The following is an 18,650-nucleotide window of genomic DNA, read 5'->3' as shown; positions in this document are numbered from 1 at the left end:
GGAGGCGCTGATGGAATCGTTCAAACTCTACATCGACGGCCGGTTTGACGCCGGTTCGGCGACTTTCACCTCGCTCAATCCGGCGACCGGTGAACCCTGGGCGCAGGTGGCGGAAGCCCGCGCCCGGGATGTGGATCGCGCCGTTGCGGCGGCGCACCGGGCGTTTCAGGGAGCCGAATGGCGCGACATGACCGCCGGCGCGCGCGGCAAGCTGTTGTTGAGGCTGGCCGATTTGCTGGAGCAACACGCTCCCGAGCTGGCGCGGCTGGAGACGCTGGATACCGGCAAGATCATCCGGGAAACCCAGGCGCAGATCGCTTATGTGGCGGAATACTACCGCTACTACGCCGGCCTGGCCGACAAGATGGAAGGCAGCGTGCTGGCGATCGACAAACCTGACATGGAAACCTGGGTGCGGCGCGAACCGATCGGGGTAGTGGCGGCGATCGTGCCCTGGAATAGCCAGCTGTTTCTTGCGGCGGTGAAAATCGGCCCGGCGATCGCCGCCGGCTGCACGCTGGTGGTCAAAGCGGCGGAAACCGCGCCGGCGCCGCTGCTGGCGTTCGCCAGGTTGATAGACGAGGCCGGTTTTCCACGCGGCGTATGCAATGTGATCACCGGCTTTGCCGCCGACTGCGGCGCGGTGCTGACGGCGCATCCGCAGGTAGACCACATCGCCTTTACCGGCGGCGCGGAAACTGCGAAGCACATCGTTCGCGGCAGTGCGGAAAACCTCGCCAGCACCTCGCTGGAGCTGGGTGGGAAATCGCCGTTTATCGTCTTCGACGACGCGGATCTGACCAGCGCGGCGAATGCGCAGGTGGCGGCCATTTTCGCCGCGTCGGGCCAGAGCTGCGTAGCCGGTTCGCGCCTGTTGGTGGCGGAAAGCATCAAAGACGCGTTTTTGGCCCGGCTGACGGAGAAAGTGCGCAGTATCCGCATCGGGCCGCCGGATCGCCCGGACACCCAGTTCGGGCCGCTTTGCACCCGGCAGCAGCAAGAGCGGATCGCCGCCATCGTCAGCCGCTCGCTGGAGCAGGGGGCGAAACTGGTGGTTGGCCACGCGGCGATCGATTCACCGGGCTTTTACTACCCGCCGACGATCCTCGATTGCAGCGCGCAGCCGGAAGCCGAGTGCGTGAAGCAGGAACTGTTCGGCCCGGTGCTGTCGGTGTTGACCTTCAGGGACGAAGCGGAGGCGATTCAGCTTGCCAATGATTCAGCCTATGGCCTGGCGGCCGGTATTTTCACGCAGAACCTGACGCGCGCGCATCGGGTGACCCGTCGCCTGCGGGTGGGCGTGGTGTGGCTGAATACCTATCGGGCGGTATCGCCGCTGGCGCCGTTCGGCGGCTACGGCAAGTCGGGGTTTGGCCGCGAGGGCGGGATTGACGCCGCGCTGGAATACACCACCAGCAAGACGGTGTGGCTGCGCACCAGTGACGATCCGATAGACGATCCCTTCGTCATGCGCTGAGTCAGCGTAATCAGGCGCGATCTCAGGTCGCGCCGGCAGCCCTGTTTTCATCGCGTTGATACCGGCGACCACAATGTCGCCGGGGCAAACGCACGCGTTTTTCGACGTATTCGCACCCTACACGCTGTAAAAAAATAATAATCCACGTTAACCGGGGGATATATGCATTCTCAGCCAGAGCAGACCGCGTTTATTGAAGACAAGTCGATCGATTTTGTTCCCGCCGGGGAGCGTCACGGCCATGCCCGCAGCCTGTTTACCCTGTGGTTTTGCACCAACATTGCGCCGCTGGCGGTGGTGACCGGGGCCATCGCCACGCAGACGTTTCATCTCGATATTCTCTCGGCGCTGAGCGCGATTGTCGCCGGCCACCTGTTCGGCGGTATTTTTCTGGCGCTGACCTCGGCCCAGGGGCCGCAGGTCGGGATACCGCAAATGGTGCAGAGCCGGGCGCAGTTCGGCCGCTATGGTTCGCTGCTGGTGATCGTGTTCACCACGGTGATCTATCTGGGGTTCTTTATTTCCAACATCACGCTGTCGGGCAAAGTCATCCATAACGTCATCCCGTCATTGAACATGGGCGTGGCGACGGTGATTGGCGCGGTGCTGGCGACGCTGATCGGGGTAGTGGGCTACCGTTTCATCCACAAGATCAACAAAGTCGGCGCCTGGGTGATGGGCAGCGCGCTGATGCTCGGGCTGGTCTTGATGTTTGCTCAACCGCTGCCGGCGGATTTTTGGCAGCGGGGCTCGTTCAGCATTGCGGGTTGGTTCGCCACGTTTTGCATCGGCGCCGTCTGGCAAATCAGTTTCTCGCCCTACACGTCAGACTATTCGCGTTACCTGCCGGCGGAAGTCGGCATTGCCAAACCGTTCCTGTATACCTACTTAGGCGCCTGCAGCGGCACCATTTTGGCCTTCGTGTTCGGCATGGTGGCGGTCAATCTGGTCGCCGGCAGCGAAGATGCCATGGAGGCGGTGCGCCAGGCGACGGGAGGGTTGGGGCCGGTGCTGATGGTGCTGTTTCTGATCAACATCATCTGCCATAACTCGATGAATTTGTACGGCGCGGTGCTCTCGCTGATTACCGCCGTACAAACCTTCTTGCCGCAGTGGATGCCGAATGCGCGGATACGTACGCTGTTCTCGGCATTGATTTTGCTGGGATCGGTATGGGTGGCGTTGGTTGCCTCGGCCAACTTTGTACATCTGTTCCTGAACCTGATCTTTGCCTTGATCTCGGTGCTGATCCCGTGGTGCATGATCAACCTGATCGATTTTTACCTGCTTAACCGCCAGCGTTATGATATCTCGGCCATCTTTAGCGCCGACGGTGGACGCTACGGCCTGCTTAATCTCCGCGCGCTCGGCGTTTATTTCGGCGGTATTGCGGTGCAGGTGCCTTTCGTCGAGAACGCGTTCTTCTCCGGCCCTTACGCCAATCTGATCCCGGGCGCAGACATTTCCTGGGTGATCAGCATGGTGCTGACCGGCATCGCCTATCCATTGTGTTGTTCACGGCGGGCTAACTGGGCGGTGCAGCTTTAAATGTCATCGCCCTGGAAAAGCCGCTGCTGCCAGTGCAACAGTTGGGTCAGCGTGACTGGCGCAGCGTCAGCAATGGCCACGCGATCTTCCAAGGCAATTTCTCGGGCGCGCTGCAACGATTCTGTGCTGAGGCGCTGCTGGCTTTGCCGCAGCGCCTGTTGTATTTGCGCCAGCTCGCCAGCGCCAACGTGCGCCAGCTCATGGCGCATCTGCTGTAAGAATTCGTCGGTAAACTGCCGCAGTTGCTCAACGCTGAATGTCGGGGATTGCAGCGCGAACAGCAGGCCTTCGGCATCGGCGCTGCGGTGGAAGGCGCATTGCACCACGTAACCGACGTTGCGTTCCACGCGCAGCCGCTGAAAATAACGCGGCGCGTAAAGCTGGGCCAGCACGCGCAGCGCCCAACGGCCTGCGGTTTCGTCGCTCGGCAGCGGGTAAAACTGCAGCAAGGCGTGTTCGCTGCCGCTCGCCGTCAGCGTGACGGGACGATGACGCTGAGGTGTCGGCAGCGGCGGCTCGGCGGCCACGGAATAAGGGAAGTCGTACAGCAGGTGCGACAGTTGCCGTTTTAACTCGTCATCGCCGCCGATCAAGGTGGCATGCCACTGCACCGCCGTGGCGGCTGGCGCGCTGAGCGCCGCAGGCAATCGGGCTAGCAGGCGGCGAATGGCGATATCGTTTTGCTCCTTCAGCTGGGTATGGCGCAGGTTTCTCGCCGCCTCCTCGAGGATGGCAGGCGGTAGCGCCACCAACGAGCGGTTCACTACGCTCAGCCCCTGGCCGATCAGCGCATTGCTGCCTGCCAGCTGCAGCAGCCACACGCCCTGATGGCGTTCGAAGCTTAAATGCCCCTCCCGATGTGCCAGCTCTGCCGCCCCGGCGCGCAGCGCCGCCCTTAAGCCGTAGGCCTGTTGATCGCTGAATGGGCTGGACGGCGCTGGCCGCAACAGCAACACCGGCTGTGTTTCGCCGGGGAGCAGATGCCGCAGCGGCGCCTGGCCAGAGGGCAATGTCGGGAGCGGCGGCGGTGCCGAGGCGGCGAAAAAGCAGAAAGGTTCCGGTGCGGGAACGAGCGCGGCGCTGACGAAAGGGCCGAGCGCCAGCGGCAGCCCCTCAATTTCACGGGTTTCGCCGCCGCCATCGGGCCGCACGGCCAGGCGGCGGCGCGGCGCGCTAATCAGCGCCGCAATGTGCCGTGGCCAATCGTCGTTCGGCTCCGCCGGCGGCAGCCCAAGCGCTCTGGCACGCAGCTGGTCGAGCGGCGCCAAACGGTGGAAATCGCGATTTGCCAGCCGCTCGTAATGCGCAAGCTGAGCCGGTGCCAGCGTCTGCAGCGCCTGCAGCCACGCCAACAGGGCGCTTTCGATGTGTGCGGCCTCCGTGGCCGAGCCGTGATTGACGGTAAAGATAAAGCTCAGCAGCGCGTTGTTCTCGCTGCAGCGTGAATAATCCAGCCGAACGGCGTCGCAATACGTCTGAGCGCGTAACCGGGCCAGCAGCCCGCCGGCGGCTTCGTCCAGCAGCAGGCGCTCCAGCCGCCGTAGCCAACCGCGCGAGTGGACGCGCGGCAGGGCGAACGCCAGTCTCAGCTGCGGCGTGCCGGGAAGAGACAGGGTGTAATCTTCCGCAGCGGCCAGCGGCGGTGAGGCTTCGTGCGGTGTGGCGCTGCCCGATGGCAAGCGGCTGCCGTAACGCTGGGCCAGCGCCTGCAGCTGCGCCAGCGATTGCGGCCCCTGTAGCCACAGCGTCATGTTCGGTGTGCGATAATAATGGTGGTGAAACTGCCGCAGTGCCTGCTGCAAGGCGGAAATGTCGTTGCCGAAAGCGGCGCGGCTGCCGATATGAAAACGGTGCAATGCCTCAAGGCCACCGAACATCTGCCGCTGCGCGGCTTCACAGCGGGTTTCGGTATCGGCGCGCAGCAGGCGGTATTCGGCGTCGATAACCTCGATTTCCTGCGCGATCGCCGCAGCTGCCAGCAGTGGCGCAGCGAGCATATCGCTCAGCCGCGCCAACCCCTGAGCCAAACGATCGGCACCCACCTCGAAGAAAAACGCGGTTTGCGTGGCCTGGGTGGTGGCGTTCAGCCGGCCACCGGCCGCCGGCACCCAGCCCATCAGGCCATCTTGTGCGCTGAAGTTAGCACTGCCGCGAAACAACATATGCTCCAGCAGATGCGCCAGGCCCGGCCAGGCGACCGGCGCCTGGAAACTGCCTGCCTCAATGCGCACCAGCGCGGCGGCGCTAGCGGCGGCAGGATCGCTTATCGCCCTGACGGCCAAACCGTTGTCGAGCTGCCAGGAGGCGCCGGCGAGTGCCATCATCAACCCTTGAAGATCAGACGAGAGTTGGTTTGATTGCGAAAACGCAGCTGATCGATACCGATCTGCGAACGGTTCGCCGCTTCCCGCGCCGCCAGAATGGTGCCGTGGTGCGGCGATTTGCCGCATACCGGGTCGGCGTTGTCGGCGTTGCCGGTCAGCATGAACGCCTGGCAGCGGCAGCCGCCGTAGTCCTTCTCTTTCTCCGAGCAGGAGCGGCAGGGCTCCGGCATCCAGTCATAGCCGCGATAGCGGTTAAAGCCGAACGAGTGATACCAGATATGCTGCAGATCGTGCTCCAGCACCGACGGGAAGGCGATCGGTAACTGGCGGGCGCTGTGACAGGGTAACGCCATACCTTCCGGCGTCACGCTCATGAAGATCGCTCCCCAGCCGCCCATGCAGCCCTTGGGCCGCTCCTCGTAGTAGTCCGGCGTGACGAACAGCAGGTTGGCCAGCTTGCCGTCGGCGGCCATGCGTTCGCGATAGCGTTTCACCACCGCTTCCGCATCGGCGATCTGCTCGCGGGTCGGCAACAGTCCCTCGCGGTTGAGGTGCGCCCAGCCGTAGAACTGGCAGGTCGCCAGCTCGACGTCGTCGGCGTCCAGCTGGAGAGCCAATTCGATAATGCGGTCGATCTGGCCGATATTATGGCGATGCAGCACGAAGTTGAGCACCATCGGGTAGCCGAGCGCCTTGACCGCCCTGGCCATGGCCAACTTCTGCCCAAACGCCTTGGCGGAGCCCGCCAGCGCAGCGTTCAGCGTTTCGTCGCTGGCCTGAAAGCTGATCTGAATATGGTCCAGCCCGGCGTCGGCGAAGGTCTGCAGCTTCTTCTCGGTCAGGCCGATGCCGGAGGTGATCAGGTTGGTGTAAAAGCCGAGATCGCGCGCGGCGGCGATCAGCTCGGGCAGGTCTTTACGCACCAGCGGCTCGCCGCCGGAGAAACCGAGCTGCACGCTGCCCATCGCCCGCGCCTGGCGAAACACCTCGATCCACTGCGCGGTGGTCAGCTCCTTTTCCTGCGCGGCAAAATCGAGCGGGTTGGAGCAGTACGGGCACTGCAGCGGGCAGCGATAGGTCAGCTCCGCCAACAGCCAGAGCGGCGGGGCTACCGCCGGCGCGCGTGGTTCAGTCACGGAAGGTCACCCATTTTTGTTCATAGGCGCGCTGGAAAAATTCCAGCACGTCGTCCGCCAACCCTTCGGCGCCGGGGAAGCGGGCATTCAGCTGCGCGATGATGCCGTTCAGCGTGGTGTGGCCGTCGACCAGTTGCAAGATGGCGGCGGCGCTGTCGTTCAGCTTGGCCATGCCTTCCGGGTAGAGGATCACGTGGCTGTTTTGCACCTGCTCCCACTGCAGGCGGTAACCGCGGCGGAAGACGGGGGTGTGTTCAGGGTTCAGCGTCATTACACCAGCCTCTGGTTGTGCCATACCCGCGCGGCGGTCACGCTGTGGTAAGGCGGGCGGTTGAGGGTATAGGCCATGCTCATGGCGTCCAGCATGCTCCACAGAATGTCCAGCTTGAACTGCAGGATCGCCAGCATGCGCTGCTGCTTTTCCACGGTGTCGCAATACTCCAGCGCCAGCGCCAGGCCGTGCTCCACGTCGCGGTTGGCCTGGCCGAGGCGGCTGCGGAAATAGTCGTAGCCGGCGGCGTCGATCCACGGATAGTGCTGCGGCCAGCTGTCGAGGCGCGACTGATGAATTTGCGGCGCGAACAGTTCGGTCAGCGAGCTGCAGGCCGCTTCCTGCCAGCAGGCGCGGCGCGCGAAATTGACGTAGGCGTCCACCGCGAAGCGCACGCCCGGCAGCACCCGCTCTTCAGAGAGCAGGGTGTCGCGCTGCAGCCCGACCGCTTCGCCCAGGCGCAGCCAGGCTTCGATGCCGCCTTCGCTGCCGCCGTAGCCGTCGTGATCCAGGATGCGTTGCACCCATTTACGGCGGGTTTCCGGCTGCGGGCAGTTAGCCATGATCGCCGCGTCCTTGATCGGGATGCTGGTCTGGTAGTAGAACCGGTTGGCCACCCAGCCCTGGATCTGCTCGCGGGTCGCTTCGCCGTTGTGCATCGCAATATGGTACGGGTGGTGGATATGGTAATAAGCGCCTTTGGCGCGCAGCGCCGCTTCAAACGCCGGTGGATCAAGGGGGAGTGGTTGCGTCATGGCGGCTTCCTACAGTTCGATGTTCATGCCGTCCCAGCTCACTTCGATGCCGGCGGCGGTCAGGCTTTGCCGCTCTACCGAATCTTCATTGAGGATTGGGTTGGTGTTGTTAATGTGGATCAGGATTTTTCGCCTGGCAGGCAAGGTGGCGAGCAGCGCCGCCAGCCCGTGTTCTTCCGCCAGCGCCAGATGCCCCATGTCCCTGCCGGTATTGCGGCCCACGCCGGCGTTGGCCAGCTCGTTGTCGCGCCACAGCGTGCCGTCTATCAGCAGGCAGTCCGCGCGGCGCAGCCACGGCATCAGCGCCTCGTCCGGCTCGCCCAGGCCCGGTGCGTACAGCAGCCCGACCCCGCGCGCGGTATCTTCGATAAACAGCGCCACGTTGTGCCCCGGCAGCGGGCGATCGCGGTAGGGTGAATAGGGCGGCGCGTTGCTGAGCAGCGGGATGGCGGTAAAGCGCACGCTCGGGCAGACCGCCGTGTGGAACGGCTCGCCGGGCGTCACCGGGTGGTGAATCAACCCGCCGTTCCAGTGTGAAAGCATGGGAAACACCGGGAAGCCGGTGCTGAGATCGTCATGCACTTCGTGGGTGCACCAGACGTGGTGCGGGCAGCCCTCACGCAAATTGAGCAAGCCCGCGCTGTGATCGATCTGGCTGTCGGTCAGTACGATCGCGCCGATACCGGTGCCGCGCAGCACGTCGGGATTATTCAATTCGGGCGAGGCCAGCAGCTGATGGCAAATGTCCGGGGAAACGTTGCACAGCACCCAGTTTTTACCGTCGTCGCTGACGGCGATGGAAGACTGCGTGCGGCGCGTGGCGTTGATGCTGTGGTCGCGAACGCCCCGGCAGTTGTCGCAGTTGCAATTCCACTGGGGAAAGCCGCCGCCCGCCGCTGAGCCGAGAACTTTTATCTGCATGTCTGAACCAGAAGAAAGGGAAAGAAATGCCCGCGCGAAAGGCGGGCAGACGGGCGATTAACGGTTGGAAATGTACAGCGTCACTTCCAGCCCCAGACGCAGGTCAACAAACTCAGGTTTAGTCCAGGTAGTCATAGCGGTGCTCCTTAGCATGCAGCGTAATAGTTCGAGCCCAATGAGAAACGTTCCCATCCGGCCGGCCCAATGTTGACGAAATGTGACGGAGATCGCAACCTTTAAAGCGTAACCGGGTTATTCACCCCAGGTGGCGGCGAGCACGTTCAGCCAGTTGCGCCAGGTCAGTTTCTCCAGCAGCCGGTTATCGAACCCGGCCTGTGCCAGCGCTTGCGTCAGCCGCGGCAGGCCGCCGACATCCGCCAATGGTTGCGGTACGTTGACCCCGTCAAAATCAGAGCCAAAGCCCACGCGGTCTTCTCCAAGTTTAGCGATCAAATACTCAACGTGTTTAACAATTTCTGTTAAGCCGGTTGTTGCGCTGTCACGTTTTCCGTCCGCACGCAGGAAGGCGGTACCGAAATTGACGCCGACCATCCCGCCGCTCTGGGCGATGGCGTCCAGCTGTGCGTCGGTCAGATTGCGCGGCTGCGGGCAGAGGGCGTGGGCGTTGGAGTGGGTGGCGACCAGCGGTGCGCGGCTCAGCGCGGCGGTTTGCCAGAAGGTTTTCTCGTTCATGTGCGAGACGTCGATCAGGATGCGGCGGCGGTTGCAGGCGCGGAGCAGCGCCTCGCCGGCCGGCGTCAGGCCGGGGCCGGTATCGGGTGAGCCGGGGAACGGCCCGCTGACGCCGGTGCCGAAGGCGTTCGGCAGATTCCAGAACGGCCCGATGCTGCGCACGCCCAGCCGGTAGAAGGCCTCCAGCTGCGTCAGCTCCGCATCGATCATGCCGGCGCCTTCGATATGCAGCACCGCGGCGATCTGTCGGTTGAAGCGGCACTGTTCTATCTCGCTGGCGGTGCGGCAGATGCGCAGCCGCCCCTGAGAGGCCTGTTCCAGCTGCTGCAGGATGGCGATTTGCCGTTCGGCGATCGCCAGCGGATCGAAAGCGGCCTGCGCCTCGTCGTGCGTTTGGTTACGCATCTGGGCGATATAGCTGACCGGGGGAATAAACACCGCGAACAGCCCGCCGCAGAACCCGCCGCGCCGCATGCGGGTGAAATCGAGGTGGCCCGGCGTGACGCGGGAATAAAAGGCGGCGGCCGGATCGCCGTCGTGGTGCAGCCACAGGTTGAGCAGCAGGTCGTTATGGCCGTCGAACACCGGCCAGAGAGGGGGAAGCGTCATGGGCGTTTCACTGAGTCAGGCATCGTGAACGCTATGTTCCACGATCGCGCGAGGGGGAACAACCCTCAGGCTATGGGGGCTTTGGCGTCGCCTGGTAGCCCCCCGACGTCGATATTGTCACTCCTTCGCGAAGCGGTACCTACGCCCGCCGGCGGCAGACATTCAGCACCAATTGCCGCAGCCAGCGGTGATCCGCCTCGGCGTCCAGGCGCGGGTGCCACATTTGCGAGACGGTGATGGGCGGCGTGTTCACCGGCAGCGCGAAGACGCGCAGCGGGCCGTCGGCCGGTTGGGCATGCAGGAAGGAGGCGGGCAGCAACGCCAACAGGTTCGAGGCCTGCGCCACCGCCAGCGCAGCCGGGAAACTCGGCACCACAGCGGCGATATGGCGCGCCAGCCCCAGCTCCGCCAGCGCCGCGTCTACCGGCCCGAGAACGCGACCGCTGCGCGAGGCCACCACGTGGCCGCAGGCGGCATAGTCGGCGGCGCCGATCTCCGGCTGTTGCGCCAGCGGATGCGCGGTTCTCATCACGCCGACGAAGCGATCGCGGAACAGCGCCTGCAGGCGGATTTCCGGGCCCATATCGCCCAGCACGCCAATCTCCAGGTCGACCAGCCCTTCACGCAGCGGGCGGTCGCTTTTCTCCGGTTTGGGCGCAAAGCGCAGCCGTACCCGCGGCGCCTGTTCGGCGGCGGCGGCGATCAACGCCGGGCCGAAGGCCTCGACGAAACCGTCGTTGGCGCGCAGCGTAAAGGTGCGATCCAGCCGGGTCGGATCCAGCTCGCCCTGCGCCGGTCGCAGCACCGCGCGCGCCTCGAACGCCGCGTTTCTCGCCCGTTCGCGCAGCGTTTCGGCATAGGGCGTCAGCACCATACGGCGCCCGGCGCGCACCAGCAGGGGATCGCCGGTGGCGGCGCGCAGCCGGGTGAGGGTGCGGCTCATCGCCGAAGCGCTTAAACCGAGACGCCGTGCGGCGCCGACGACGCTGCCCGCCGTCAACAGGGCATCGAGCGCGATTAACAGGTTGAAATCCGGGTCGGTCATGCGTGCGTATCCTGTGGCGCCGGGAATGGGAAAAGGCGTTTGATGCAGTATATCAGCGTAAACGCTGCGTCTCCTGCGATTGAGGAGCAATAAAAAAGCCGATAACGGCGGTTATCGGCTTGAGTGGCAGGCTGCGCGACGTTACGCCGGCAGCTGCTGCGCGGTTTTCTCGACCAGCGCCAGCAACAGCTTGATGTCTTCCAGCGTCACGATCGGGTTCAGCAACGTCATCTTCAGGCAGGTCACGCCATCGAACTCGGTCACGCCGACGTTGGCGCGGCCCGATTCCAGCAGGGCGTCGCCGATGCGCTGGTTGAACAGTGCGACGGCCGCGTCGCCGTTCGCTGCCAACTGCGCCGGACGGTAGCGGAACAGCACGCTGGCCAGCTGCGGCTGCATCACCAGTTCCAGCGATGCCTGATCGGCGATGTAACGCGCCACCTGCTGCGCCAGCGTCACGCCATGATCGATGATCTCGGCGTATTGCTTCTGCCCCAGCGCTTCCAGCCCCATCCACAGCTTCAACGCATCGAAGCGGCGGGTGGTCTGCAGCGACTTGGACACCAGGTTCGGCACGCCTTGCGCTTCGTCGAACTCGGAGTTCAGGTAGGCCGCCTGATAGCGCATCAGCTCATAGTGGCGCTCGTCTTTCAGCAAGAAGGCGCCGCAGCTGATGGTCTGGAAGAACTGCTTGTGGAAGTCCAGGGTGATGGAGTCCACCAGTTCCAGGCCGTCCAGGTAGTCGCGGTACTGCTCGGAGAGCAGCAGCGCGCCGCCCCAGGCCGCGTCCACGTGCACCCAGATCTGCTGCTGCGCCGCCAGCCGTGCGATGTCGCGCAGCGGGTCAATGGCACCGGCGTCGGTGGTGCCGGCGGTGGCGACAATCGCCATCACCTGCTCACCGTTGGCCTTGGCCTGCGCCAGTTTTTCCGCCAGATCGTTCACGTCCATACGGGCGAAGCGATCGGTTTTCACCAGGGTGACGGACTGATAGCCGAGGCCCATCAGCGCCATGTTCTTCTGCACCGAGAAGTGGGCGTTTTCAGAACAGAACACCTTCAGCTTGCGCAGGTCGCCCACCAGGCCGTCCTGCTGCACGGAGTGGCCCTGACGCGCGAAGAACGCATCGCGCGCCAGCATCAGCCCCATCAGGTTGCTCTGGGTGCCGCCGCTGGTGAACACCCCGGCGTCGCCGGCCGGGTAACCGACCTGGGCACGCAGCCACTCGATCAGCTTCATTTCGATCAGCGTGGCCGACGGGCTTTGATCCCAGGAATCCATGCTCTGGTTGGTGGCGTTGATCAGCACTTCGGCGGCCTGGCTAATCACCAGGCTCGGGCAGTGCAGGTGCGCCACGCACTGCGGGTGGTGCACCGACAGGCTGTCTTTCAAAAAGTACTCGATGGCGCGATCGATAGCCGCCTGGTTGCCCAGGCCTTGCGGGGTGAAGTCGAGCTGGATGCGCTCGCGCAGTTCGGCCACGCTTTTGCCCTGATACATCTCGGGCTGTTGCAGCCACTGCACGACGGCTTCACTGCTCTGCGCGATCGCCTGGCGGTAAGCCTCGGCGCTGTGCGCCGAGGAAGCCAGAATCGGGTTTAACTTGGACATCGCGGTCATTCGCTCCAATCAGACTGGCTTGACGCCGGCGGCCAACAGCGCCTGCTCAAATTTATCCAGGAAAATACCCAGCTCATCGTTGGTGATCAGCAGCGAAGGCAGCAGGCGCAGCACGCAGCCGTTGCGCCCGCCGCGCTCCAGGATCAGGCCGGATTCGAAGCATTTTTTCTGCAACAGCGCTGACAGCTCGCCATCGGCCGGGTAGCAGCCCATGTGATCCTGCGCTTCGTTCGGCTTGACGATCTCGATGCCGATCATCAGGCCCAGACCGCGGACGTGGCCGATCACCGGATACCGTTTCTGCAGCTCGGCCAGTTTGCCTTTCAGCCACTCACCCTGAGCGGCCACTTTGTCGGCGACCTGGTGCTCTTTCAGGTATTGCAGGGTGGTCAGGCCGGTGGCCATCGCCAGCTGGTTGCCGCGGAAGGTGCCGGTGTGGTGGCCCGGTTCCCAGGCGTCGAACTGTTTCTTGATGCCCAGTACCGCGAGCGGCAAGCCGCCGCCGACCGCTTTCGACATCACGATGATGTCCGGCTCGATGCCCGCATGTTCGAAGGCGAACAGTTTGCCCGTACGGGCAAAACCGGCCTGAACCTCATCGATGATCAGCAGAATGCCGTGCTCCTGCGTCACTTTGCGGATGCGCTGCAGCCACTCGGCCGGGGCCGGGTTAACGCCGCCTTCGCCCTGAACGGCTTCCAGGATCACCGCCGCCGGTTTACGCACGCCGCTTTCCACGTCGTTGATCAGGTTGTCGAAGTAGTAGGTCAACGCCTTGACGCCGGCTTCGCCGCCGATGCCCAGCGGGCAGCGGTATTCATGCGGATAAGGCATGAACTGCACTTCCGGCATCATGCCGTTGATCGCCGCCTTCGGCGACAGGTTGCCGGTGACCGACAGCGCACCGTGGGTCATGCCGTGATAACCGCCGGAGAAACTGATCACGCCGGAACGGCCGGTGTGCTTTTTCGCCAGTTTCAGCGCGGCTTCCACCGCATCGGCGCCGGACGGGCCGCAGAATTGCAGGCAATACTCTTTGCCCTGGCCAGGCAACAGAGAGAGCAGGTAATCGGAGAAACGATCTTTCAACGGGGTCGTCAGATCGAGAGTATGTAACGGCAAGCCGCTGGTAATGACATTTTGGATGCTTTGCAGGACGTCGGGGTGATTATGTCCAAGAGCCAACGTTCCCGCCCCGGCCAGGCAATCAAGATATTGATTATTCTCAACATCAGTGATCCAAACGCCCTGGGCTTTCGCAATTGCCAGCGGCAATTTGCGCGGATAACTCCTAACATTCGACTCAAATTCGGCTTGGCGCGCCAAATAGGTTTCATTGTTTCCGTTTAATGAGTTTGCAACTAAAGTATCAATACGGACTTTATCCGTCATCATATCTCTCCTACAACCGAAGGTCTCAACACGCTCCGATTGAATTAATGAATTAGAAAAGTAACTGCCTTGTGAAAAGCGCGTCCAATATATGGCTTTTTCGCCTGGGACTCAATAGGTTATTTTGTTTCCGGCTGTTTACTTTTTTCTCTAAGAATCAACATGTTTTTGATTTGATGAACGTTCATTTACTCCTTTCGGTTACACGATCAGGTAAAACCTGCCTGGAAGGGGGTTAGACATGCTTTTTCTGTGGTAATAAGGTGAGCAATTCAGGGCCAAGCGGGGCCAGGATTGATGCTGGTAGACTGAGCGTTGAATGATTTTACTTAAACTTCATTATCATGGCGTGGGCAGTGATAAAAAACATAAATTTAATTTACACTTCTTTGCCAGAGTTTAAATGGAATGCTATATTCATAATGTTTTAGCTTAAATTCAAATAATACCCAGGCATTAAATTATTTTAGTAAATATAAATATCAGGCTAAGGTAACGTCGCATGCCAACATGTGCGCCGGCGTTCTGTTATTTATTTCTTTGTCGTTGAATAACTTCGTTTTTTATATGCCCTTGAATATAGAGACGGGCAAAACTTTGATTACGCACAGGTGAGGTATATATGAATGCTCTAATTCGGGTGTTATTTTACACCGTTTTATTTATATTCAGCGTCCCGGTTACCCTCGCCGGGCAACTGATATTAAAGAATACGTCATCTTCGCCCATCACGTGCACGGTAGACGGTTGGACTAAAACGTCCGGTAGCAGCTTTGACTGGTATATTACCGTGCCGGCTGGACAATCATTCTATGTGGGGCAGAATACCAGCAGGCCGAAATCGCCGGTGATTAATTGGGCAGACTGCAATCAACTACGGACCCGGCAGATGACAATCACACCTAGCGGCCCCAATCAAACGCTGGTGCTGAACGGATTACAAACTCAGGTATTGAACGTTTCACTTTATCCCTATTTGCCTACGTTACCGACGGATAACTTCGAAAACCTGGTTGCCCACGTGGTGCAGACCTATCAGACGCAGCATCCGCAAGTGCTGCTGAATGCGGTTCTTAATCAGCAGGTCAATATTTACAGCTTTGTCGATCTGCCTCAGTTGCTCGGCCAGGACGGGTTTGACGTCATAGAACTGGACGTTCTTTATTTGGGATTTCTGGCTGAACAGCGTTTGATTAACCCTGCGCAGATCGCCGGAGAAACGCCCTGGCCCGTGGCGTTGGCCGGTGCTACGTATCAGGGGCAGCTGTGGGGTATTCCCAGCTGGTTATGCATGAATTTCATCTATGCGTTCGACTCGGCGATAAAACAGCAAAACGGTTTGGCGCAGATGCTGAATTATTTGAGTTCGCAGTCAAAAGCCGTCACCGAATTGGTGGGTAATTTTAATGGTAGCTGGACCCTTCCTTCCGACTACATTAATGCATATGTTCAAACTTATGGTTATGGCGCCCTACAACAATCGATGCAGATGCCACCCAACGAGGCCGTTATTCAACAGTTGGTTTCCCTGTCCGATACCTGTGCTTTCAACGGGGTAAACAAATGTACCAACAAGACCTATCACAACGGCGCAAATGGCAACACCGAACAGGTCTTCGCCTCCGGGCAAGCCAGCACCGACATGGGCTTCTCTGAACAGTCATTCTTTATTAACCTTTATTCTTCCACGCAAAAACCGCTGTACGTCGTTCCGACTCCCTGGGGGGAACACCCTCAACCGTTGTTGTTTGAAGATGCGTTTGTCTCTAACGCGGCAACCTGTCCCCCGGCGAGCCAGTGCGCGGCAAACGCCCAGGCCTTTACGACGCTGATGACCGGCACGGCGATGAAGAATTACATCGTGCAGTCAAAGGATCTGCCGGCAGGTTCACCGTGGCGCACCTTGCTGGTTGCCACACAAGCTTTCTGGCAACAGCCTAGTATCAGCGACAATAGCTACTATCGGCAGTTGGCACCAATATTTTCGACCGCGAAAGCGTTCCCCAACAACTTTACTCCGCAAAGTCAGGTCGATATGGCCAATGGTATTTGCGCCGCTTTAAAACAGCAGCAACCCAATTTTGTGTGTACCAGTAGCAACTCCACCCGCATGTTGGCGCCGGCCCATGGCAGTGCCATCACCGAACGAACCACCCGTTAATCGCAGGAGAAGAGCATGAGTGTGGGTCCTGTATCAGGTAATGGCATCGCCATTAACTTGCCGATAGGCAAAACGCTATTCTGGACGGCAAACGTCCAGGCATCCTATTCACAATATGTTGAGGTACGCGACTCCAACAATAATGTCGTCATTCAAAGCAGCGGTTCATCCACGGGTGGGCATTCGCCTACTCAAATAGGACAAGGCTCGTTTATTACCGCAGGTAGCGGGGTTTATACCGTTTTTCTCGGTTATAACAATGGCCAGGTCTGGTCGCAGGTCATGTGGGATGAAATAACGCTGAATATAGGCAGTCAAATATATTCCAGCTGTTTCAATTTCATTACTGAAGACGGTGCAGACCAGGACTTCAATGATACCTGCCTGACACTGACCTGGTTTAACAGCATAGGATGAGGGGGCTAAAATGGCGATTGGACCGGTAAGCGGCGGCGGTATTGCCGTCAATATTCCCGTCGGGAAAGTGGTTTTCTGGTCGGCTTTGGTTCAAAGCTCGGCCAATCAGTTCATTCAACTGAAAGACAGTGGCGCCAATGTTATCTTCACTACGCAGGGTGCAAGCTCGAGCGGCGGTACACCCACGCAAATTGGGCAGGGTTTCTTTCAGGCTGCCGACCCCTCCGGCAATTACACTATCTGGATCGGCACTAACGGGGGGCAAAAGTATTCACAGGTGATCTGGGCACAGGACGTGATTACCCGTGGCGCCACGGTCTACTTTGGTAAGTATGTCTTCGCGAGCGAAGACTACACCGATAATGATTTCAATGACTCCTTCCTTCAACTGCAATGGTTCCAGTTTGTCGGCTAATCTGCGATGCCCCGATGTCCTTCATCGGGGACATTTCGCGTTTGAGTTAGCTGTGTGTTCTCAACCATGAATGATAACGCTGCAGAAGACGGCGGGTACGCCACCGATCGACGACCAGCGTAAACAGCGGAGAGTAGCGCACGCTGCGCGGCCGATTGTCACTCAGCGCGCGCATCCGGCGCTTGACCAGCGCCATGCGGGCGAGCGACGCCATCGCTTTGCTGCGCCAGGTGACTGGGGCGGGCAGCGCATGGGGGGCCGCCCCGGTTTGCCAGCGCCGTGGCAGGTCGGGCACTTCCGCCATGGCGGTAGCGATGCCGACCACCGCGACGCCGCTGTCCAGCACCCGCTGTGCCACCGATGGACGGGCGATGCCGCCGGTGGTCATCACCGGCATGCGGGCCACCGCGGCAAGATCGCGGGCGAACGACAGGAAATAGGCTTCCCGTGCCAGGGTGCGGCCGTCCGTCGTTTCGCCTTGCATCGCCGGGCTTTCGTAGCTGCCGCCGGACAGTTCGATCAGATCGACCGGCAGATCGTTCAGCATCAGCACCACCTGGCGGGCATCGTCCGATGAAAAACCGCCGCGCTGAAAATCGGCGGAGTTCAGTTTGACCGCTACGCAAAATCCCGGCGAGACGCGCTCGCGCACTGCGCGTACCACCTCCAGCAGCAGGCGGGCGCGGTTCGCCAGCTCGCCGCCCCAACGATCGTTGCGTTGGTTGGTCAGCGGCGAGAGAAACTGGGAAATCAGGTAGCCGTGCGCCGCGTGGATCTCCACGCCGGTAAAGCCGGCCTGTTCGGCAGCGTGCGCGCTGGCGGCGAAGCGCGCGATAACCTCGGCGATCTGTGCTTCATTCATCGCCTGCGGCTGGGCGAACAGCTTGCTGTGCTTGCCCATCGCCAGCGGGATGGCGGAGGGCGCCCACGCATTGCCGCCCATATTCGCCATCACCTGGCGGCCCGGGTGGTTAAGTTGCATCCACACCTGCGCGCCGCCCTGGCGCGCGCCCTTGGCCCAGGTTTCGAACGGGGCAAGCGGCGTGTCTTGTTCCAGCACCACGCCGCCGGGGCCGGTCATGGCGCGGCCATCGATCATCACGTTGCCGGTGATGATCAAGCCGGCGCCGCCTTCGGCCCAATAGCGGTATAGGCGCCACAGCGCAGGGCCGGGCAGTTGGTCCGGGGCGGCCAGATTTTCTTCCATCGCCGCCTTGGCCAGACGGTTGGTCAGGCGGCTGCCGTTGGGCAGAGTCAGTAGGGTAAACATCGGTTTTGCGCTCCTGGCGTAAGGGGAATGGCGCTATACTAGGTTTAAAGTTAACTTTAAGGTCAATAGGGCATGAAGATCGGAGCATTGGCGGAGCGCGCCGGCGTGGCCGCCTCGACGATACGCTACTACGAACAGCTGGGGTTGCTGCCGAAAGCGGTGCGCGGCGTCAACGGTTATCGGGTGTACAGCGACAGCGCGCTGGAGCGATTGCACCTGATCCAAATCGGCCAGAATCTGGGTTTTTCGCTGCAGGCGATCCAACGCGTGCTGGCGCTGCAGGGCAGCGCTTATCAGGAAGGACTGATGCGTGGCGTCGATGAACGGCTGGCAGAAATCGAGCTGATGATGGCCACGCTGAATGAGCAACGAGAAGCCTTGCTGACGACCCGGCTGACCTTATTGGAGTCCGGTGTTGCGGGGCTGTGTCAAGCCAAGGGCGAAACACCGGCCGACGCGTCGCCGGCCCGGCCGGCAAAGCTGCACGGCGGCAAACGCAACGTCGGTACCGGCATGGATTAATCAAATGATGGTGTCGGTAATCGTTTAATTGCGCCAAACCCGCTCTTAATATAATTAACAATCTCACCATTTCG

The 18,650-nt window shown here is 61.1% G+C and carries 17 protein-coding genes; 6 read left to right on the top strand and 11 right to left on the bottom strand.

Features of this window, described 5'->3' with window-relative positions; genetic code table 11:
• The first annotated feature begins 10 nt into the window (after nt 1-10).
• Together M6G53_RS01165 and M6G53_RS01160 are read left to right on the top strand one after the other, a co-directional pair.
• On the top strand, nt 11-1,477 hold the full coding sequence (locus tag M6G53_RS01165) for an aldehyde dehydrogenase (RefSeq protein WP_253328394.1): 1,467 nt from the start codon (nt 11-13) through the stop codon (nt 1,475-1,477).
• Between the two features lie 162 nt (nt 1,478-1,639).
• The gene (locus tag M6G53_RS01160; RefSeq protein ID WP_253328393.1) at nt 1,640-3,025 is read left to right on the top strand and encodes a purine-cytosine permease family protein; all 1,386 of its coding nucleotides are present in this window, start codon (nt 1,640-1,642) and stop codon (nt 3,023-3,025) included.
• On the opposite strand, the gene pqqF is transcribed toward M6G53_RS01160, so the two are convergent.
• The 10 genes from pqqF to M6G53_RS01110 all read right to left on the bottom strand — a co-directional run bounded on the left by pqqF (nt 3,022) and on the right by M6G53_RS01110 (nt 13,791).
• Nucleotides 3,022-5,349 (bottom strand): pyrroloquinoline quinone biosynthesis protein PqqF, encoded by a 2,328-nt coding sequence (pqqF, locus tag M6G53_RS01155; RefSeq protein ID WP_253328392.1) that lies wholly within the window; start codon nt 5,347-5,349, stop codon nt 3,022-3,024. The two genes, M6G53_RS01160 and pqqF, sit on opposite strands and share 4 nt — an antisense overlap.
• Nucleotides 5,349-6,485: a pyrroloquinoline quinone biosynthesis protein PqqE gene (gene pqqE, locus M6G53_RS01150; RefSeq protein ID WP_253328391.1), complete on the bottom strand. Its 1,137-nt coding sequence runs from the start codon at nt 6,483-6,485 to the stop codon at nt 5,349-5,351. Before pqqE ends, pqqF begins: the two co-directional genes overlap by 1 nt.
• Complete coding sequence (gene pqqD / locus M6G53_RS01145) at nt 6,478-6,756, bottom strand: pyrroloquinoline quinone biosynthesis peptide chaperone PqqD (protein ID WP_016927749.1); 279 nt, start codon at nt 6,754-6,756, stop codon at nt 6,478-6,480. Before pqqD ends, pqqE begins: the two co-directional genes overlap by 8 nt.
• Nucleotides 6,756-7,511 carry a pyrroloquinoline-quinone synthase PqqC gene (gene pqqC / locus M6G53_RS01140; RefSeq protein ID WP_253328390.1) on the bottom strand — a complete coding sequence of 252 codons (756 nt, stop codon included), beginning with the start codon at nt 7,509-7,511 and terminating at the stop codon, nt 6,756-6,758. The genes pqqD and pqqC overlap by 1 nt, the downstream gene beginning before the upstream one ends.
• A 9-nt stretch (nt 7,512-7,520) precedes the next feature.
• Nucleotides 7,521-8,432, bottom strand: a complete 912-nt coding sequence (gene pqqB / locus M6G53_RS01135) for a pyrroloquinoline quinone biosynthesis protein PqqB (protein WP_253328389.1) — start codon at nt 8,430-8,432, stop codon at nt 7,521-7,523.
• A gap of 57 nt (nt 8,433-8,489) precedes the next feature.
• Nucleotides 8,490-8,567, bottom strand: a complete 78-nt coding sequence (gene pqqA, locus M6G53_RS01130) for a pyrroloquinoline quinone precursor peptide PqqA (RefSeq protein WP_004937827.1) — start codon at nt 8,565-8,567, stop codon at nt 8,490-8,492.
• 117 nt (nt 8,568-8,684) lie between these two features.
• Nucleotides 8,685-9,734: a dipeptidase gene (locus tag M6G53_RS01125; RefSeq protein WP_253328388.1), complete on the bottom strand. Its 1,050-nt coding sequence runs from the start codon at nt 9,732-9,734 to the stop codon at nt 8,685-8,687.
• 139 nt (nt 9,735-9,873) lie between these two features.
• Complete coding sequence (locus M6G53_RS01120) at nt 9,874-10,779, bottom strand: LysR family transcriptional regulator (protein ID WP_253328387.1); 906 nt, start codon at nt 10,777-10,779, stop codon at nt 9,874-9,876.
• Nucleotides 10,780-10,920: 141 nt separating this feature from the next.
• On the bottom strand, nt 10,921-12,390 hold the full coding sequence (locus M6G53_RS01115; protein WP_253328386.1) for a pyridoxal phosphate-dependent decarboxylase family protein: 1,470 nt from the start codon (nt 12,388-12,390) through the stop codon (nt 10,921-10,923).
• An 18-nt stretch (nt 12,391-12,408) separates the two neighbouring features.
• Nucleotides 12,409-13,791 (bottom strand): diaminobutyrate--2-oxoglutarate transaminase, encoded by a 1,383-nt coding sequence (locus tag M6G53_RS01110; protein WP_253328385.1) that lies wholly within the window; start codon nt 13,789-13,791, stop codon nt 12,409-12,411.
• Between the two features lie 889 nt (nt 13,792-14,680).
• Between M6G53_RS01110 and M6G53_RS01105 the strand changes: the two genes are divergently transcribed.
• Genes M6G53_RS01105 through M6G53_RS01095 form a run of 3 tightly spaced genes read left to right on the top strand, consistent with a single transcriptional unit; the run spans nt 14,681 to nt 16,784 of the window.
• Entirely contained in the window at nt 14,681-15,952 is a 1,272-nt protein-coding gene (locus M6G53_RS01105; RefSeq protein WP_253328384.1) for a type 2 periplasmic-binding domain-containing protein, read from the top strand.
• Nucleotides 15,953-15,967: 15 nt separating this feature from the next.
• Nucleotides 15,968-16,369 carry a fucose-binding lectin II gene (locus M6G53_RS01100; RefSeq protein WP_253328383.1) on the top strand — a complete coding sequence of 134 codons (402 nt, stop codon included), beginning with the start codon at nt 15,968-15,970 and terminating at the stop codon, nt 16,367-16,369.
• Between the two features lie 10 nt (nt 16,370-16,379).
• Nucleotides 16,380-16,784 (top strand): fucose-binding lectin II, encoded by a 405-nt coding sequence (locus tag M6G53_RS01095; RefSeq protein WP_195873440.1) that lies wholly within the window; start codon nt 16,380-16,382, stop codon nt 16,782-16,784.
• Between the two features lie 46 nt (nt 16,785-16,830).
• Here M6G53_RS01095 and M6G53_RS01090 read toward each other — a convergent pair whose 3' ends face one another.
• Nucleotides 16,831-18,054 (bottom strand): NADH:flavin oxidoreductase/NADH oxidase family protein, encoded by a 1,224-nt coding sequence (locus tag M6G53_RS01090; protein WP_253328382.1) that lies wholly within the window; start codon nt 18,052-18,054, stop codon nt 16,831-16,833.
• A gap of 72 nt (nt 18,055-18,126) precedes the next feature.
• Here M6G53_RS01090 and M6G53_RS01085 point away from each other — a divergent pair, with 72 nt between their 5' ends.
• A complete protein-coding gene (locus M6G53_RS01085; protein ID WP_253328381.1) occupies nt 18,127-18,576 on the top strand; it encodes a MerR family transcriptional regulator in 450 nt (149 codons plus the stop codon).
• Nucleotides 18,577-18,650: the final 74 nt, after the last annotated feature.

It is taken from the genome of Serratia nevei (assembly GCF_024160145.1).
Taxonomy (GTDB): domain Bacteria; phylum Pseudomonadota; class Gammaproteobacteria; order Enterobacterales; family Enterobacteriaceae; genus Serratia; species Serratia nevei_A.
Note: the sequence above shows the minus strand (reverse complement) of the source record. Positions and strands in the feature narration are given on the sequence as shown.

Bases quoted from the DNA above. Each gene is read 5' to 3' on its own strand.
- M6G53_RS01115 (WP_253328386.1), bottom strand. From the start codon at position 12,390: ATGTCCAAGTTAAACCCGATTCTGGCTTCCTCGGCGCACAGCGCCGAG.
- M6G53_RS01095 (WP_195873440.1), top strand. From the start codon at position 16,380: ATGGCGATTGGACCGGTAAGCGGCGGCGGTATTGCCGTCAATATTCCC.
- M6G53_RS01085 (WP_253328381.1), top strand. From the start codon at position 18,127: ATGAAGATCGGAGCATTGGCGGAGCGCGCCGGCGTGGCCGCCTCGACG.
- M6G53_RS01125 (WP_253328388.1), bottom strand. From the start codon at position 9,734: ATGACGCTTCCCCCTCTCTGGCCGGTGTTCGACGGCCATAACGACCTG.
- pqqC (WP_253328390.1), bottom strand. From the start codon at position 7,511: ATGACGCAACCACTCCCCCTTGATCCACCGGCGTTTGAAGCGGCGCTG.
- M6G53_RS01165 (WP_253328394.1), top strand. From the start codon at position 11: ATGGAATCGTTCAAACTCTACATCGACGGCCGGTTTGACGCCGGTTCG.
- M6G53_RS01120 (WP_253328387.1), bottom strand. From the start codon at position 10,779: ATGACCGACCCGGATTTCAACCTGTTAATCGCGCTCGATGCCCTGTTG.
- M6G53_RS01090 (WP_253328382.1), bottom strand. From the start codon at position 18,054: ATGTTTACCCTACTGACTCTGCCCAACGGCAGCCGCCTGACCAACCGT.
- pqqA (WP_004937827.1), bottom strand. From the start codon at position 8,567: ATGACTACCTGGACTAAACCTGAGTTTGTTGACCTGCGTCTGGGGCTG.
- pqqD (WP_016927749.1), bottom strand. From the start codon at position 6,756: ATGACGCTGAACCCTGAACACACCCCCGTCTTCCGCCGCGGTTACCGC.
- M6G53_RS01110 (WP_253328385.1), bottom strand. From the start codon at position 13,791: ATGACGGATAAAGTCCGTATTGATACTTTAGTTGCAAACTCATTAAAC.
- pqqB (WP_253328389.1), bottom strand. From the start codon at position 8,432: ATGCAGATAAAAGTTCTCGGCTCAGCGGCGGGCGGCGGCTTTCCCCAG.
- M6G53_RS01160 (WP_253328393.1), top strand. From the start codon at position 1,640: ATGCATTCTCAGCCAGAGCAGACCGCGTTTATTGAAGACAAGTCGATC.
- pqqF (WP_253328392.1), bottom strand. From the start codon at position 5,349: ATGATGGCACTCGCCGGCGCCTCCTGGCAGCTCGACAACGGTTTGGCC.
- M6G53_RS01100 (WP_253328383.1), top strand. From the start codon at position 15,968: ATGAGTGTGGGTCCTGTATCAGGTAATGGCATCGCCATTAACTTGCCG.
- M6G53_RS01105 (WP_253328384.1), top strand. From the start codon at position 14,681: ATGACAATCACACCTAGCGGCCCCAATCAAACGCTGGTGCTGAACGGA.